Source organism: Allobosea sp. P4_H5, assembly GCF_056400825.1.
Genome location: NZ_JBFUKM010000001.1, coordinates 315,652 through 330,515, shown reverse-complemented (window position 1 = coordinate 330,515; position 14,864 = coordinate 315,652). Strand labels below are relative to the sequence as shown.

The 14,864-nt window shown below is 65.9% G+C and carries 13 protein-coding genes and 1 tRNA gene; 5 read left to right on the top strand and 9 right to left on the bottom strand.

The features are described from left to right. Positions 1-85: 85 nt before the first annotated feature. From lon to AC1DS0_RS01550, 5 genes are all read right to left on the bottom strand, one after another. A complete protein-coding gene (gene lon / locus AC1DS0_RS01570) occupies positions 86-2,515 on the bottom strand; it encodes an endopeptidase La (RefSeq protein ID WP_476812646.1) in 2,430 nt (809 codons plus the stop codon). A 336-nt stretch (positions 2,516-2,851) separates the two neighbouring features. Continuing rightward, positions 2,852-4,120 (bottom strand): ATP-dependent Clp protease ATP-binding subunit ClpX, encoded by a 1,269-nt coding sequence (gene clpX, locus AC1DS0_RS01565; protein WP_152014568.1) that lies wholly within the window; start codon positions 4,118-4,120, stop codon positions 2,852-2,854. Positions 4,121-4,389: 269 nt separating this feature from the next. Further along, positions 4,390-5,010 carry an ATP-dependent Clp protease proteolytic subunit gene (locus tag AC1DS0_RS01560; protein WP_476812645.1) on the bottom strand — a complete coding sequence of 207 codons (621 nt, stop codon included), beginning with the start codon at positions 5,008-5,010 and terminating at the stop codon, positions 4,390-4,392. A gap of 144 nt (positions 5,011-5,154) precedes the next feature. Beyond that, complete coding sequence (gene tig / locus AC1DS0_RS01555; protein ID WP_476812644.1) at positions 5,155-6,588, bottom strand: trigger factor; 1,434 nt, start codon at positions 6,586-6,588, stop codon at positions 5,155-5,157. Positions 6,589-6,674: 86 nt separating this feature from the next. Continuing rightward, a tRNA-Leu gene (locus AC1DS0_RS01550) sits at positions 6,675-6,759 on the bottom strand. A gap of 166 nt (positions 6,760-6,925) precedes the next feature. Between AC1DS0_RS01550 and AC1DS0_RS01545 the strand changes: the two genes are divergently transcribed. After that, entirely contained in the window at positions 6,926-8,371 is a 1,446-nt protein-coding gene (locus tag AC1DS0_RS01545; RefSeq protein WP_476812643.1) for a multicopper oxidase family protein, read from the top strand. Between the two features lie 48 nt (positions 8,372-8,419). Here AC1DS0_RS01545 and AC1DS0_RS01540 read toward each other — a convergent pair whose 3' ends face one another. Both AC1DS0_RS01540 and AC1DS0_RS01535 read right to left on the bottom strand, forming a co-directional pair. Then, positions 8,420-8,845, bottom strand: coding sequence for a PIN domain-containing protein (locus AC1DS0_RS01540; protein WP_476812642.1), 426 nt, complete (start codon positions 8,843-8,845; stop codon positions 8,420-8,422). Then, entirely contained in the window at positions 8,845-9,093 is a 249-nt protein-coding gene (locus AC1DS0_RS01535; protein WP_476812641.1) for a FitA-like ribbon-helix-helix domain-containing protein, read from the bottom strand. Before AC1DS0_RS01535 ends, AC1DS0_RS01540 begins: the two co-directional genes overlap by 1 nt. A gap of 250 nt (positions 9,094-9,343) precedes the next feature. Here AC1DS0_RS01535 and kdsA point away from each other — a divergent pair, with 250 nt between their 5' ends. Both kdsA and AC1DS0_RS01525 read left to right on the top strand, forming a co-directional pair. Next, the gene (kdsA, locus tag AC1DS0_RS01530; protein WP_476812640.1) at positions 9,344-10,213 is read left to right on the top strand and encodes a 3-deoxy-8-phosphooctulonate synthase; all 870 of its coding nucleotides are present in this window, start codon (positions 9,344-9,346) and stop codon (positions 10,211-10,213) included. Beyond that, entirely contained in the window at positions 10,206-11,423 is a 1,218-nt protein-coding gene (locus tag AC1DS0_RS01525; protein ID WP_476812639.1) for an MFS transporter, read from the top strand. The genes kdsA and AC1DS0_RS01525 overlap by 8 nt, the downstream gene beginning before the upstream one ends. A 17-nt stretch (positions 11,424-11,440) precedes the next feature. Here AC1DS0_RS01525 and queF read toward each other — a convergent pair whose 3' ends face one another. Then, positions 11,441-11,896 carry a preQ(1) synthase gene (queF, locus tag AC1DS0_RS01520; RefSeq protein ID WP_476812638.1) on the bottom strand — a complete coding sequence of 152 codons (456 nt, stop codon included), beginning with the start codon at positions 11,894-11,896 and terminating at the stop codon, positions 11,441-11,443. A 157-nt stretch (positions 11,897-12,053) separates the two neighbouring features. Here queF and eno point away from each other — a divergent pair, with 157 nt between their 5' ends. Beyond that, on the top strand, positions 12,054-13,337 hold the full coding sequence (gene eno, locus AC1DS0_RS01515) for a phosphopyruvate hydratase (RefSeq protein ID WP_476812637.1): 1,284 nt from the start codon (positions 12,054-12,056) through the stop codon (positions 13,335-13,337). Positions 13,338-13,425: 88 nt separating this feature from the next. Continuing rightward, on the top strand, positions 13,426-14,346 hold the full coding sequence (locus tag AC1DS0_RS01510; protein ID WP_476812636.1) for a DMT family transporter: 921 nt from the start codon (positions 13,426-13,428) through the stop codon (positions 14,344-14,346). Between the two features lie 21 nt (positions 14,347-14,367). Here the strand turns inward: AC1DS0_RS01510 and AC1DS0_RS01505 are convergent, their stop codons facing one another. Next, on the bottom strand, positions 14,368-14,823 hold the full coding sequence (locus AC1DS0_RS01505) for a nuclear transport factor 2 family protein (RefSeq protein ID WP_476812635.1): 456 nt from the start codon (positions 14,821-14,823) through the stop codon (positions 14,368-14,370). Positions 14,824-14,864: the final 41 nt, after the last annotated feature.

The window sequence follows — 14,864 nt, the reverse complement described above, 5'->3', positions numbered from 1 at the left end:
ATGACGCAGAGTGCGGCTCAAGGGCCCGGCCAACAAAAAAGGCCGCCGGCGATGCCGGCGGCCTCATCATTCGCGAGCGCTGGGCTCAGTGGGCGATGCCAGCCGCGGCTGCGTCGTCCTCAGTGCCCTTGGGCACAGGTGCCTTCAAATCCTCTTCCCAGACGATCGGCGTCGGCTGGCGCACCAGCGCGTGCTGGAGCACCTGGTCCATCCGCGAGACCGGGACGATCTCAAGCCCGTTCTTCACGGACTTCGGCAGATCGACCAGATCCTTGGCGTTGTCCTCCGGGATCAGCACCTTCTTGATGCCGCCGCGCAGAGCGGCAAGCAGCTTCTCCTTGAGGCCGCCGATCGGCAGCGCCCTGCCCCGCAGCGTGACCTCGCCGGTCATGGCGACATCGCGGCGGACCGGGATGCCGGTCATGACCGAGACGATAGCCGTGGCCATGCCAATGCCCGCCGACGGACCATCCTTCGGGGTCGCCCCCTCGGGAAGGTGGACGTGGATGTCGCGCCGGTCGAACAACGGCGGCTCGATGCCGAAATCGATGGCGCGGGAGCGGACATAGGACGCCGCCGCCGAGATCGATTCCTTCATCACGTCGCGCAGGTTGCCGGTGACGGTCATCTTGCCCTTGCCGGGCATCATCACGCCTTCGATCGTCAGCATCTCGCCGCCGACCTCGGTCCAGGCCAGGCCGGTGACGACACCGACCTGATCCTCGGTTTCCGCCATGCCATAGCGATAGCGCGGCGGGCCGAGATACTCTTCCAGCACCGCAGGCGTGACCGCGACCTTCTTCTTCTTCGACAGCACGATCTCCTTCACCGCCTTGCGGACGGTGTTGGCGATCTCGCGCTCGAGGTTACGAACGCCGGCCTCGCGAGTGTAGCGCCGGACCAGCGTCGTCAGGGCCTCGTCGTCGATCGACCATTCCTTGGACTGCAGGCCGTGCTTGGCGATCGTCCCCGGAATCAGGTGGCGGCGCGCGATCTCGGCCTTCTCGTCCTCGGTGTAGCCGGCGATGCGGATCACCTCCATGCGGTCCAAAAGGGCCGGCGGGATGTTCAGCGTGTTCGCCGTGGTCACGAACATCACGTTCGACAGGTCGTAATCGACCTCGAGGTAATGGTCGTTGAAGGTCGAGTTCTGCTCGGGATCGAGCACCTCGAGCAGGGCCGCCGACGGATCGCCGCGGAAGTCCTGGCCCATCTTGTCGATCTCGTCGAGCAGGATGAGCGGGTTCGAGGTCTTGGCCTTCTTCATCGACTGGATGATCTTGCCGGGCATCGAACCGATATAGGTGCGGCGGTGACCGCGGATCTCGGCCTCGTCACGCACGCCGCCGAGCGACATGCGCACGAACTCGCGGCCGGTCGCCTTGGCGATCGACTTGCCGAGCGAGGTCTTGCCGACGCCCGGAGGGCCGACGAGACACAGGATCGGGCCGGCGAGCCGGTTGGCGCGCTGCTGCACGGCGAGATATTCGACGATGCGGTCCTTGACCTTGTCGAGGCCGAAATGGTCGTCGTCGAGCACCTTCTGGGCTGCAGCGAGGTCCTTCTTGATCTTCGACTTCTTGCCCCACGGGATGCCGAGCAGCCAGTCGAGATAGTTGCGCACGACCGTGGCTTCGGCCGACATCGGCGACATCTGCCTGAGCTTCTTGACCTCGGCGAGCGCCTTGTCGCGCGCTTCCTTGGTCAGCTTGGTCTTGGCGATGCGCTCTTCCAGCTCGGCCAGCTCGTCACGGCCTTCCTCGCCGTCGCCCAGCTCCTTCTGGATCGCCTTCATCTGCTCGTTGAGATAGTACTCGCGCTGGGTCTTCTCCATCTGGCGCTTGACGCGCGAGCGGATGCGCTTCTCGACCTGCAGCACCGACATCTCGCTCTCCATCAAAGAGAGCACCTTCTCGAGCCGGTGCGCGACGTTCATCACCTCGAGCACGGCCTGACGGTCGGCGATCTTGACCGCCAGATGCGAGGCGACCGTATCGGCGAGCTTGGCCGGCTCGTCGATCTGCGAAACCGCCGCGACGATCTCGGGCGAGATCTTCTTGTTGAGCTTCACATAGTTCTCGAACTCGCTGACGACCGAGCGGGCGAGCGCCTCGACCTCGACCTTCTTGCCGTCCTCCTCGGCGAGGGCCTCGGCCTGCGCCTCATAGAAGTTGTCGGTGGCGGTATAGGTCGTCGCCTTGGCCCGGCCGATGCCCTCGACGAGCACCTTCACGGTCGAGTCGGGCAGCTTGAGCAGCTGCAGCACGCGGGCGAGCGTGCCGATTTCATAGATGTCGCCGGTTTCCGGATCGTCGTCGCCGGCGTTCTTCTGCGTGGCGAGCAGGATCAGGCCATCGTTCTTGACGACTTCCTCAAGCGCGCGAATGGACTTCTCGCGGCCGACGAAGAGCGGCACGATCATGTGCGGGAATACGACGATGTCGCGCAGCGGGAGGACCGGATAGGTATCGGTCGTGCCGGGGACAAGCGGGGCGCGGGGCGTCGAGCCAGTCATGTCTAGTCCTTCAAGTTTTCGCCCGGCCGACCCCTTTGAAAGGCAATCGAGCGGACGTACCGCGCGGCGCGACCATTCGCGCCAGGCGCCCCCGCGGATCGCGCCCTCGACAGGCACGCGAGTCTCACAGGTAATCATAAGGTGGATGTTTCGACGCCGGCTTTCAAGCGACGCCTCACGCAGTCCACCGCCGCTTCCGCCGCAATCGGCACACGAGGCCGTGAGGGATCCGGCAAGGGGAAAAGCAGTTTCGGGCAGGAGGATCCATCAAGCCCGACAAAGCAAAACGCGCGCCAGGGGCGCGCGTTCCGAACTGAACCGGAATCCGGTTATTGCTCAGGCAGAGGCCGACTTGGTCTCTTCTTCGCGGTCCGCATAGATGAACAGCGGACGCGACTTCGACTCGACCGCCTCGGGCCCGATGACGACTTGCTCGACGCCTTCCAGCCCCGGCAGCTCGTACATGGTCTCGAGCAGGATGCCTTCCATGATCGAGCGCAGGCCACGCGCGCCGGTCTTGCGCTCGATCGCCTTGCGGGCGATCAGGCTGACTGCCTCGTCGGTGAAGGTGAGCTCGGTGTCCTCCATCTCGAACAGACGCTGATACTGCTTGACCAGCGCGTTCTTCGGCTCGGTGAGGATGGTCTTGAGCGCAGCCTCGTCGAGGTCCTCGAGCGTCGCCAGCACCGGCAGACGACCCACGAATTCCGGGATCAGGCCGAACTTCAGCAGATCCTCCGGCTCGACCTCGCGGAAGATCGCGCCGGTGCGGCGGTCGTCAGGAGACTTCACGGTCGCGCCGAAGCCGATCGAGGTGCCCTTGCCGCGGCTGGAGATGATCTTGTCCAGCCCGGCGAAGGCGCCGCCGCAGATGAACAGGATGTTGGTGGTATCGACCTGCAGAAACTCCTGCTGTGGATGCTTGCGCCCGCCCTGCGGCGGCACGGAGGCGACAGTGCCCTCCATGATCTTGAGCAGCGCCTGCTGCACGCCCTCGCCCGAGACGTCGCGGGTGATCGAGGGGTTGTCCGACTTGCGGCTGATCTTGTCGATCTCGTCGATGTAGACGATGCCACGCTGCGCCCGCTCGACATTGTAGTCGGAGGCCTGGAGCAGCTTCAGGATGATGTTCTCGACATCCTCACCGACATAGCCGGCCTCGGTCAGCGTCGTCGCATCGGCCATGGTGAACGGCACGTCGAGGATGCGGGCGAGCGTCTGCGCGAGCAGCGTCTTGCCCGAACCGGTCGGCCCGATCAGCAGGATGTTCGACTTCGCCAGCTCGACGTCGTTGTGCTTCGTCGCGTGGCTGAGCCGCTTGTAGTGGTTGTGGACCGCGACCGAGAGGACCTTCTTGGCGTGGTCCTGGCCGATGACGTAGTCGTCGAGAACCTTGCGGATCTCCTTCGGGGTCGGCACGCCGTCCTTGGACTTCACCAGCGCGGACTTCGATTCCTCGCGGATGATGTCCATGCAGAGCTCGACGCATTCATCGCAGATGAACACGGTCGGGCCCGCGATCAGCTTGCGGACTTCGTGCTGGCTCTTGCCGCAGAAGGAGCAGTAGAGCGTGCTCTTGGAATCGCCGCCGCTGGCCTTAGTCATCGTGATTCTCCATCTCGGAGGACAAAATCCGCCACCGAATAACGGCAGGCTGATGTCGTCTCCCCGTCATAATAGGCGCTCAGATCACGATTTTTAGGTTAACGCGTCGCTCTGGCGCAGGCGGCGACGAAACTGACCCAAAATCGGACCGCTCGAGCGCCTTGCCGCGCCCTTCAGATGCCCCATGCAAACATGGGGCCTAGTCTTAAGGCAATATGGCCCTTCGCGAGCCGCTCGCCAACCCACAGGCGCGAGGTACCGCGACAGCCTTAGGCCGCCTCATCCGCACGCTTGTCGATGACCTTGTCGATCAGGCCGAATTCCCTGGCCTGGTCGGCGGTCATGAAATTGTCGCGCTCCAGCGCGCCCTCGATATCCTCGTAGGAGCGGCCGGTGTGCCTGACGTAGATCTCGTTCAGGCGCCGCTTCAGGCTCTCGACCTCACGGGCGTGAATCAGGATGTCGGTAACCTGGCCCTGGAAGCCGCCGGACGGCTGATGGACCATGATGCGGGCGTTCGGCAGCGCGAAGCGCATGTCCTTGGCGCCGGCGGTCAGCAGGAGCGAGCCCATCGAGGCGGCCTGGCCGACGCAAAGCGTCGTCACCGGGCAGCGGATGAACTGCATGGTGTCGTAGATCGACAAGCCCGAGGTGACCACGCCGCCGGGCGAGTTGATGTAGAAGGAGATTTCCTTCTTCGGGTTCTCGGCCTCGAGGAACAGCAGCTGCGCCACGATGAGCGAGGCGGAGTAGTCCTCGACCGGGCCGGTCAGGAAGATGATGCGCTCGCGCAGCAGGCGCGAATAAATGTCGAAGGCGCGCTCGCCGCGGCTCGACTGCTCGACCACCATCGGGACGAGATTGTTATAGGTCTCGATCGGGTCACGCATCATCGTCGGTCCTTGGGGTCAAAGCGGGCGGGAATCAGCCGATAGCGGCGAAGACCCCACATAAGCATGCCTACGGCGGCTGAAAAGGGAAGCGCCGCCCGCAGAGTGCGGACGGCGCCGATATCATCGATCAGCTGGGAAGGATCAGGCCGAGGCCTCGTCCGCCGCCTCGGTCGCAGCCTTCTTGGTCTTCTTCGCCTTGGCGGCCTTCGGCTTGGCCTCGGCAGCGCCTTCGTCCTCGTCGTCGGCGAAGAGCGCCTCGCGCGAGACCGACTTGTCGGAGACCTTCACCTGGCCGAGCAGATGGTCGACGACCTTCTCCTCGAAGATCGGGGCGCGGATCTCGGCGAGCGCCTGCGGGTTCTTGCGATAGAACTCCCAGACTTCCTTCTCCTGGCCCGGGAACTGGCGGGCGCGCGCGATCAGGGCCTGAGTCACCTCGTCATCCGAGATCTGGACCTTGGCCTGCTCGCCGATCTCGGCCAGCACCAGGCCGAGGCGCACGCGGCGCTCGGCGATCCTGCGGTACTCGGCGCGAGCCTCGTCCTCGGTGGCGTTCTCGTCGGCAAAGGTCTTGTTGGCGTTCTTCATGTCCGCCTCGACCTGGCTCCAGACCGCTGCGAACTCCTGCTCGACCAGGGTCGGCGGCAGCTCGAAGCTGTACTTGCCGTCAAGCGCGTCGAGCAGGGCCTTCTTGATCTTGCGGCGCGACTGCTCGCCGAACTCGCGGCCGATCTGCTCGCGAATCGCGGTCTTGAGCGCTTCGAGCGACTCCATGCCGAAGCCCTTGGCGAGCTCGTCGTCGATCTTCAGCTCGCCCGGAGCCTGGACGTCGTCGACGGTGACGGCGAACTCGGCCGGCTTGCCGGCGAGGTTCTCAGCCGCATAGTTCTCGGGGAAGGTCACCGAAACGGTGCGCTGCTCACCTTTCTTGACGCCCTCGAGCTGCTCCTCGAAGCCCGGGATGAACTGGCCCGCACCGAGTTCGAGCGGGATTTCCGAGCCGGTGCCGCCATCGAAGGGCTTGCCTTCGAGTGTGCCGACGAAGGAGATCAGCAGGCGATCGCCCTTGGCGGCCTTGGCGCCGTCCTTCTTCGACTCGAAGGCGCGATTCTGCGAGGCCATGCGCTCAAGCGCTGCATCGACATCGGCCTCGGGGACCTCCGCGACCGGCTTCTCGAGCGAGACGTCGGAGACGTCGGCGACCTCGATCTTCGGCAGGACTTCGAGCGCGACGGTGAAGGCGAGATCGCCCTTGGCCTCCATCGCGGCCTCGATCTCGTCCTTGTTCTCGGGGAACTTGATCTGCGGCTCGAAGGCGAGCTTCAGGCCGTTGTCGGCGACGATCTTCTGGTTCGCCTCGTTGACGGCGTTCTGGACGACATCGGCCATGACCGAACGGCCATAGAGCCGGCGCAGATGGCCGACCGGAACCTTGCCGGGACGGAAGCCGTTGATGCGGGCCTTGCCCTGCAGACCGGCGAGGCCGTCATCCAGCCTGGTCTTGAGGTCGGTGGCGTTCAGCACCACCTGAAATTCGCGCTTGAGGCCCTGGGACAGGGTTTCGGTCACGTTCATCGTTCTGATCCGCTCAACAGCTCTTTACTTCAATGTCCAAAGCGCGACGCCGGGTGACCGCCGCCGCGCTCGCGAAATCCGAATCCTGGTGCGGGCGGAGGGACTCGAACCCCCACGACTTTCGCCGCTGGTACCTAAAACCAGTGCGTCTACCAGTTCCGCCACGCCCGCCGACCCGGTGCGCCACATCGCAGTCCTCGCGACAGCAGCACCGTAGGCCGCGCCGCTATACCATTTCGGGCGCGTCATGCAGCAAAAAAATGCGACACTTCTGCGAAGGCGGCTTCCAAGTGGCTTTGCGCTCGCCAGAATGACCCGGTGAGGCTATGTCGCGAGCATGAGCAAAGACGCTTCGCCGCCGGCCTCGCGCCCTCATCCCAGTCGACGCCTCGTCATCGCGCAGGGCGCCGGCATGGCGACCCTGCTCTCGCCGCTGTCCGCACTGGCCCAACAGGCGCCGCCTGCGCCGCAAGCCGCGTCGGCAGGCGCCTTACAGAATCTCGTCGCTGCCCCCGCCAAGCTGCGCTTGCGACCGGCACCGGCGCCCGAGACCGAGATCTGGGCCTTCGATGGTGCGACCCCGGGGCCCGTCCTCAAGGTGAAGCAGGGCGAGACCTTGCGGCTCAATCTGCAGAATCGGACCGACAAGCCGCTTTCGCTGCATTGGCACGGCCTGCGCGCCGATCACGCCATGGATGGTGTGGGCGGCTTCAACCAAGAGCCGGTGCCTCCGGGCGGGCAGTTCGAATACCGACTGACGCCACCTGATTCCGGCACCTTCCTTTATCGTCCGATGCTGCTCGGCGGCTCCTCCGAGCCGGCCGGGCGCGGGCTCTCGGGCCTGCTCATCGTCGAGGAGAAGGAGCCGCCTGCGGTCGATCTCGATTTGCCCGCCCTGATCGGTGACTGGCTGCTCGGCGACGACCAGAAACTGCTGCCCTTTGCGGCGGACGCGCAGGACGGCGCGGCGGCCGGCCGGCTCGGCAGCTGGCTGACGGTCAACGGCAAGCCGCCGCCACTGCCGGTCAAGCTTCCGCCCGGCGCCCGCGTCCGGCTTCGTCTCGCCAATGCCTGCAATGCCCGGATCATGCGGTTGCGCTTCGACGAGATGAAGGCCTTCGTCGCCGCGGTCGACGGCCAGCCGACCGAGACCTTCGAGCCGGTCCGGGGCCAGCTGCCTTTCGCGCCGGGCACGCGCTACGACGTGATCTTCGACATGCCGGAGACGGCCGGCGCCGCCGCCAGCGTCACCGCGCTGATCGGCCCCGGCGTGCCGCTGGTGCGCTTCGTCAGCGACGGGACGGCGAAGCCGGCGCGCCCGGCGATCACGGCCATGCCACTCAATCCGGCGCTGCCGGCGGCGGTGCGGCTCCAGGACGCCCGGCGCTCCGAGATGATCATCGAGGGCGGCGCCAAGGTCACGCCGGAGAACAAGCTCGACCTCGCCGGCATCGACCTCGCCAGGCCCTGGACCGTCAATGGCGGCCAGGGCGATCCGAAGGGCAAGCCGCTGTTCAGCGTCAGGCGCGGATCACCGGTGGTGATCGGCATCACCAACAAAACCGCCTTCCTGCAGCCCTTCCATGTTCACGGCCACTGCTTCCGCCTGCTGCATCCGCTCGACGACGGCTGGGAGCCCTATTTCCTCGATACGGTGCAGATTCCCGAGGGCAAGCGCCTGCACATCGCCTTCATCGCCGACAATCCCGGGCGCTGGCTGATCTCCTCGACCGTGCTGGAGCGCTTCGACCGCGGGCTGTGGAGCTGGTTCGAGGTGACGTGAAGCGCTCGGCAACGCGCAAGCGCGATCGATTCGGAGACGGGCAAACCGTCAGCCCTGATAAGTCCATGGGTTGATCACGACCACGCCGGTATCGGTGAAATCGGAGACGTTGCGGGTCGCGATGGCGGCTCCGCGCGAGGCGGCAATCGCCGCGATCTGCGCGTCGAACTGGCTGATCGGCCGACCAGCCTGTCGGCGCGCGACGGCGAGCGTGGCATAGGCACCCGCCGCATCCTGATCGAACGGCAATACGCGCCCGTCGAAATCTTCGGCGAAGATCGGCTGGACGGCCGCGAGCAGTTCCGTCTTCCGCTTGCCGTCAGCAAGCAGGCGCATGCCGTAGAGAATCTCGGCCTCCGTGATCGCCGTCGTGAAGATTGACGCCGGTGGCTCGTCGGCCAGCCATGCTTCCACGGCGCCATCGGGTTTCGGACGCAGGAGTTCGGAGATGACGTTGGTGTCGAGAATGATCATCAGCCGAAATCGATCGGCTCCCGGATCGGCTCGCGCCCCGGGATTTCCAGTTCCACTCCCCCGACCTTCGCGATCCGGCTGCGAATTCGATCGGTGAGATTGCGCCGGTTCTGATGAGGGTCGGCCGAAAGGGCTGCTCTCAGAATCTCGCGCGCCTCCTCCTCCATCGAGCGTCCGCGCGAGGCAGCGCGCATGCGCAGGCGCTTCTTTAATTGATCGTCGAGATTGCGGATCGTCATGCCCGTCATGGCTCGCTCCCGATCATCAATGCTATGATATTAATCAATGATGCGTCGTCCTTCAAGGCAAGTGGCTTCCTTGCCTGCTTCGACTTGTCATGGCGACGAGTGGCTTCTAAACCGGCCGCCTCGGCAAGAGCCGGATCCGATCAGGTTTAAGCAACCTGATCGGTGAATCCGTCTCTCACTTTTAGTCAGAGACCGTTTTTCCGATCAGCTTGCGGTACAAGCCGATCGGAACGGACTCTAGGAGCCTGCCATGACCGCCAACGCCATCGTCACCGTGGGCGCCGACCTCGCCAGGCCCGTCCGCTTCGGCAACAGCCTGCCGCTCGCCTTGATCGCCGGCCCCTGCCAGATGGAGAGCCGCGATCACGCACTGGAGATCGCCCTGGCGCTGAAGGAGACGTCCGAGAAGCTCGGCATCGGGCTGGTCTTCAAGGCGTCCTTCGACAAGGCCAACCGCACCAGCGTGAAGGGCCAGCGCGGCATGGGCCTGGACGCCGCCCTGCCCGTCTACGCCGAGATCCGCGAGCGCACTGGCCTGCCGGTGCTGACCGACATCCACGATGTAAGCCAGTGCGCGCCGGTCGCCGAGGTGGTCGACATCCTGCAGATTCCGGCCTTCCTCTGCCGGCAGACCGATCTGCTCGTCGCCGCCGCCAAGACCGGCCGGGTCGTGAACGTCAAGAAGGGCCAATTCCTGGCGCCGTGGGACATGGTCAACGTCGCCGCCAAGGTGACCGAGAGCGGCAATCCCAACGTGATGTTGACCGAGCGCGGGGCCTCCTTCGGCTACAACACGCTGGTCACCGACATGCGCGCCCTGCCGATCATGGCCGAGATCGGCGCGCCCGTGATCTTCGACGCCACCCATTCGGTGCAGCAGCCCGGCGGCAAGGGCGCCTCGACCGGCGGCCAGCGCGAATTCGTGCCGGTGCTGGCGCGTGCCGCGGTCGCGGTCGGCGTCGCCGGCGTCTTCATCGAGACCCATCCCGACCCCGACAACGCCCCGTCTGACGGGCCGAACATGGTGCCACTGCGCGACTTCCATGCGCTGATCGCAGAGCTGCAAGAGTTCGATCGGCTTGCCAAGCGCACGACGCATTCTACGCTGGCGTATGTCTGAAACGCCCGCCAGCACGGTTCCGCCCGCACCCCCGCAAGGTTCGCTGAAGTCGCTCATCCTGGTGCTCGGGGCGTGCGGCTTCGCCTCGACCTTCACCATGCGTTTGCTCGACCCGCTGGTACCGACGCTGGCGGCGGAGTTCACGCGCAGCATCGCGCAGGTCGCCGCGGTCGCGACGGCCTTCGCCTTCGCCTATGCGGTTGGCCAGCCCTTTCTCGGCCCGATCGCGGATTCGATCGGCAAGCTCAGGACGATCGCGGTCTGCCTCGGCGTGCTCGCCCTGCTCTCGCTCGCCGCCGGCTTCGCCGGCTCTTTCGAGATGCTGACAGGCGTCCGCACGGTTGCCGGCGTCGCCGCAGGCGGCGTCATTCCTGTCGCCATGGCGGCGATCGGCGACCGCGCGCCCATGGCCGAACGCCAGATCATGCTCGGCCGCTTCCTGGTGCTGATGATCGTCGGGCAGATGGTCGGCGCAGCCTGCTCCGGGCTGATCGCCGAGCATCTCGGCTGGCGCTACGTCTTCGTGATGGCGGGTGCGATCGCCGGAATCGCCGGGATGCTGGTCGTGCTGGTGCTGAAGCCCCGGCCGAACGCGTCGCGCCCGCCGCTCAGCTTCAAGACCGCGCTGACCAGCTATGCCGCCGTCTTCGCCAATCCACGCTCGAAGCTGCTCTATGGTCTCGTCGTGGTCGAGGGTAGCCTGATCTTCGGCATGCCGCCCTATATCGCCGCGATCCTGCACGAGCGTGCCGATGTCGGCCCGTCACAAGCCGGTCTCGTCATCGCAGGCACCGGGCTCGGCGGCATCATCTACGGCGTCCTGACCCGGATTCTGGTCGAGCGGCTCGGGCCGACCCGGATGACGACCCTGGGCGGAATCGTGATGGGCTTCGCCTATGCCCTGTTCTCGCTCGCTTTCCTGCCCTGGTGGAGCGCGGTCGCGATCTTCACGCTGAGCGGCTTCGGCTTCTTCCTGATGCACGGCACCTTCCAGGCGCAGGCGACCGAACTCGCGCCGACCGCCCGCGGCTCGGCCGTGGCGCTGTTCGCCTGCGCGCTGTTCTGCGGCCATGCGCTCGGGCCAGTGCTGATGGGCGCCGCCCTGCACCTGTTCGGCACCAGCGGCGCAATCCTGCTTTTCGCCGCCGGGATCACCCTGCTCGGCTTCGCAACGCCGCGCATCCTGCCGCTGGCCGGCAGCCGGACTTAGAGGTTCAGCGCTGAGCGTTAGCGCCCGCGATAGGGCGCGACGCCCTGGTCGGGCAACCAGAGGCCCTTCGGGGCCTCGCCGGTCTGGAAGAACACGTCGATCGGGATGCCGCCGCGCGGATACCAGTAGCCGCCGATGCGGAACCATTTCGGCTCGAGCAGCTCGACCAGCGTCTTGCCGATGCCGACGGTGCAGTCCTCGTGGAAGGCACCGTGATTGCGGAAGGCGCCGAGATAGAGCTTGAGCGACTTCGATTCGACCAGCCAGTCGCCCGGCAGATAGTCGATCACCAGGATGCCGAAATCGGGCTGGCCCGTGACCGGGCAGATCGAGGTGAACTCCGGGCAGGTGAAGCGCGCGAGATAGTCGGTGCCGGAATGCGGGTTCGGCACGCGGTCGAGGCGGGCTTCCTCCGGCGACCGCGGCAGGTCGCTCGCCTTGCCGAGCTGGAGGGTCGAGGCGTCGATGGTCATGTCGTGGTCCTGATAGATGGACATCCGCCGCAGGCGGACGCTGAGTTGTCGCGGCTTTTAATCCCCGGCCCGGATAAATGCCACCGCCCCTTCCCGTCGCCGTCGCTTGTGTCTAGAAGCGCGGCATCGCTTGCCCACCTCAGCTCCGGAGCCTGACATGACCGCGATCATCGACATCATCGGCCGCCAGATCCTCGATTCCCGCGGCAACCCGACGGTCGAGGTCGATGTCGTGCTCGAAGACGGCTCGATGGGCCGCGCCGCCGTGCCGTCGGGCGCCTCGACCGGCGCGCATGAGGCGGTCGAGCTGCGCGACGGCGACAAGAGCCGCTATCTCGGCAAGGGCGTGCTCAAGGCGGTCGAGGCCGTCAACGTCGACATCGCCGAGGCGATCGTCGCCATGGACGCCGAAGACCAGGCCGCGATCGACCAGGCGATGATCGAGCTCGACGGCACGCCGAACAAGAGCAAGCTCGGCGCCAATGCCATTCTGGGCGTCTCGCTCGCCGTCGCCAAGGCTGCGGCGGATGCTTCGGGCCTGCCGCTCTATCGCTATGTCGGCGGCACCTCGGCCCGCGTCCTCCCCGTTCCGATGATGAACATCGTCAATGGCGGCGCCCATGCCGACAACCCGATCGACTTCCAGGAATTCATGGTGATGCCGATCGGCGCGCCCTCCTTCGCCGAGGGGCTGCGGATGGGAGCTGAAATCTTCCACACGCTGAAGAAGGCCCTGCACGACGCTGGCCACAACACCAATGTCGGCGACGAAGGCGGCTTTGCTCCCAACATCAAGTCGGCGGAAGCGGCGCTCGACTTCGTCATGCAGGCGGTCGAGAAGGCTGGCTACAAGCCCGGCGAAGACGTCGCGCTGGCGCTCGACTGCGCCGCGACCGAATTCTTCAAGGACGGCGCCTATGCCTATGAAGGCGAACGTAAAACCCGCGATCCGAAGGCGCAAGCCAAGTACCTCGCCAAGCTGGTCGCCGGCTATCCGATCGTCTCGATCGAGGACGGCATGGCCGAGGACGACTGGGAGGGCTGGAAGGCGCTGACCGATCTCGTCGGCAACAAGTGCCAGCTCGTCGGCGACGACCTCTTCGTCACCAACGTCACCCGCCTGTCGCAAGGCATCAAGTCGAAGACGGCGAACTCGATCCTGGTCAAGGTCAACCAGATCGGCACGCTGACCGAGACCCTGGCCGCCGTCGAGATGGCCCAGCGCGCCGGCTACACCGCGGTGATGTCGCATCGCTCGGGCGAGACCGAGGACGCGACCATCGCCGATCTCGCCGTCGCAACCAATTGCGGGCAGATCAAGACCGGCTCGCTGGCCCGCTCCGACCGGACGGCGAAGTACAACCAGCTGCTGCGCATCGAGGAAGAGCTCGGCGCGCAGGCGGTCTATGCCGGCCGCTCGGCGCTGAAGGCGCTGGCCTGAGTTTGTTGCGCTGCAATAGCCAGCGGCGCGGCCACGCCATGCGCTGATACCACTAACCGCATGCTCCAGCTTCGAACTAGGCTGGAGCATGCATCAATCCGTGCCCCTTTCGGACGAGCGGCTGCGCCGGCGCCGGCAACTCGCCTTTGCCGGCATGACATTCGCCATGCTGATCTTCGGGGCCAATTTCGTCGTCAGCCGGCACGCCGTGCTGAACGGGCTGTCTTCGCACGACATGCTGGCACTGCGCTTCGTCACCGCCGGCTTCCTGCTGCTGCCGAGCTTCATGATGGCCGGAGGATTGCGCGATTGCGCCGGTCTCGGCTGGAAGCGCGGTCTGGTCCTGGCGGTGATGAGCGGTTTCCCGATGAGCTTCCTGCTCATGACCGGGCTGACCTTCGCCCCGGCTGCGCACGGCGCAGTGATCGGGCCGGGCACCGTCACGGTGATCGGCATCGTCGGCAGCGTCGTCCTGTTCGGTGCGCTCTTGACGCGGCAGCTCGTGCTCGGCGTGATCGCGGTGCTCATCGGCCTCGCCTGCCTCGGCATTGCCGGCACGACACACTCCAACCCGAGTATCGTCTTCGGCGATCTCTGCTTCCTCGGCGTCGGACTGGTCTGGGGCGGCTATCCGCTGCTAATCCAGCTCTGGCGGGCCAATGCACTCAAGGCCACGGCCGTGGTTTCAGTGCTGTCGATGGCCTATCTGCCGATCTACTTCGCCTTCTATTTCCGCGGCTTCGACGTTGCGCCCTGGTGGGTCCTGCTGCTGCACGCGATCAATCAGGGCGTGCTCAACGTCATCGTCGGCCTGTGGATCTGGAGCTGGTCGACGCCGATACTCGGCCCATCCGTCGCCGGGCGCTTTCCGCCGATGATCCCGGTCGTCGGTACGTTGCTTGCGATCCCCGTGCTCGGCGAGATCCCGAGCGGGCTGCAGATCGGCGGCATCGCGCTGATCATCGCCGGGCTGTTCGTCGCCTCGTGGCGCCGCGCGGCGGCGCGCTAGCCTTTCGGGCTCTTGCCGCGATCATCCCGTGATCGGTGGGGCATGCGCCTCCAGATTGCCAGCCGCGAAAAGCCGGTCGAGCGTCGCCGCGAGCAGCGTCGTGTCCGGGCAGATCAACAGGCGCGTCGCCCGCCCCCAGGCGAGATGCAGGACATGGTGGCCGCGGTTGAAGGTGCGTACGCCGTCGGTGCCGCTATTGGTCTCGCGCCAGTCCACGACCACGACCGTGTTCCATGGCGGCCCGGCGACATCGATCCGCTCGAGATCGAAGTGGATGTCGGGCAGCAGCCGGTAGAGTCGCCCATACCAGTCGCGCACAGCCAAAAGCGAGATGCGCGAGCCACCGAGCGCGTGGTCGTCGCCGAGGAAGCGATGCTCGAAGGTTCGCGCGAAGGCGGCGATCACCGGCTCCGCGTCACTCCTGTTCACCGCGTCGAACAGCGCGCGCACCCGCGCCTGCACGATCCTCTGATACATCGCGCCAAACTCCTCGCTTCAACGACCGCAGCCGACGCGGC

Bases quoted from the DNA above. Each gene is read 5' to 3' on its own strand.
- lon (WP_476812646.1), bottom strand. From the start codon at position 2,515: ATGACTGGCTCGACGCCCCGCGCCCCGCTTGTCCCCGGCACGACCGAT.
- clpX (WP_152014568.1), bottom strand. From the start codon at position 4,120: ATGACTAAGGCCAGCGGCGGCGATTCCAAGAGCACGCTCTACTGCTCC.
- AC1DS0_RS01560 (WP_476812645.1), bottom strand. From the start codon at position 5,010: ATGCGTGACCCGATCGAGACCTATAACAATCTCGTCCCGATGGTGGTC.
- tig (WP_476812644.1), bottom strand. From the start codon at position 6,588: ATGAACGTGACCGAAACCCTGTCCCAGGGCCTCAAGCGCGAATTTCAG.
- AC1DS0_RS01545 (WP_476812643.1), top strand. From the start codon at position 6,926: ATGAGCAAAGACGCTTCGCCGCCGGCCTCGCGCCCTCATCCCAGTCGA.
- AC1DS0_RS01540 (WP_476812642.1), bottom strand. From the start codon at position 8,845: ATGATCATTCTCGACACCAACGTCATCTCCGAACTCCTGCGTCCGAAA.
- AC1DS0_RS01535 (WP_476812641.1), bottom strand. From the start codon at position 9,093: ATGACGGGCATGACGATCCGCAATCTCGACGATCAATTAAAGAAGCGC.
- kdsA (WP_476812640.1), top strand. From the start codon at position 9,344: ATGACCGCCAACGCCATCGTCACCGTGGGCGCCGACCTCGCCAGGCCC.
- AC1DS0_RS01525 (WP_476812639.1), top strand. From the start codon at position 10,206: ATGTCTGAAACGCCCGCCAGCACGGTTCCGCCCGCACCCCCGCAAGGT.
- queF (WP_476812638.1), bottom strand. From the start codon at position 11,896: ATGACCATCGACGCCTCGACCCTCCAGCTCGGCAAGGCGAGCGACCTG.
- eno (WP_476812637.1), top strand. From the start codon at position 12,054: ATGACCGCGATCATCGACATCATCGGCCGCCAGATCCTCGATTCCCGC.
- AC1DS0_RS01510 (WP_476812636.1), top strand. From the start codon at position 13,426: ATGCATCAATCCGTGCCCCTTTCGGACGAGCGGCTGCGCCGGCGCCGG.
- AC1DS0_RS01505 (WP_476812635.1), bottom strand. From the start codon at position 14,823: ATGTATCAGAGGATCGTGCAGGCGCGGGTGCGCGCGCTGTTCGACGCG.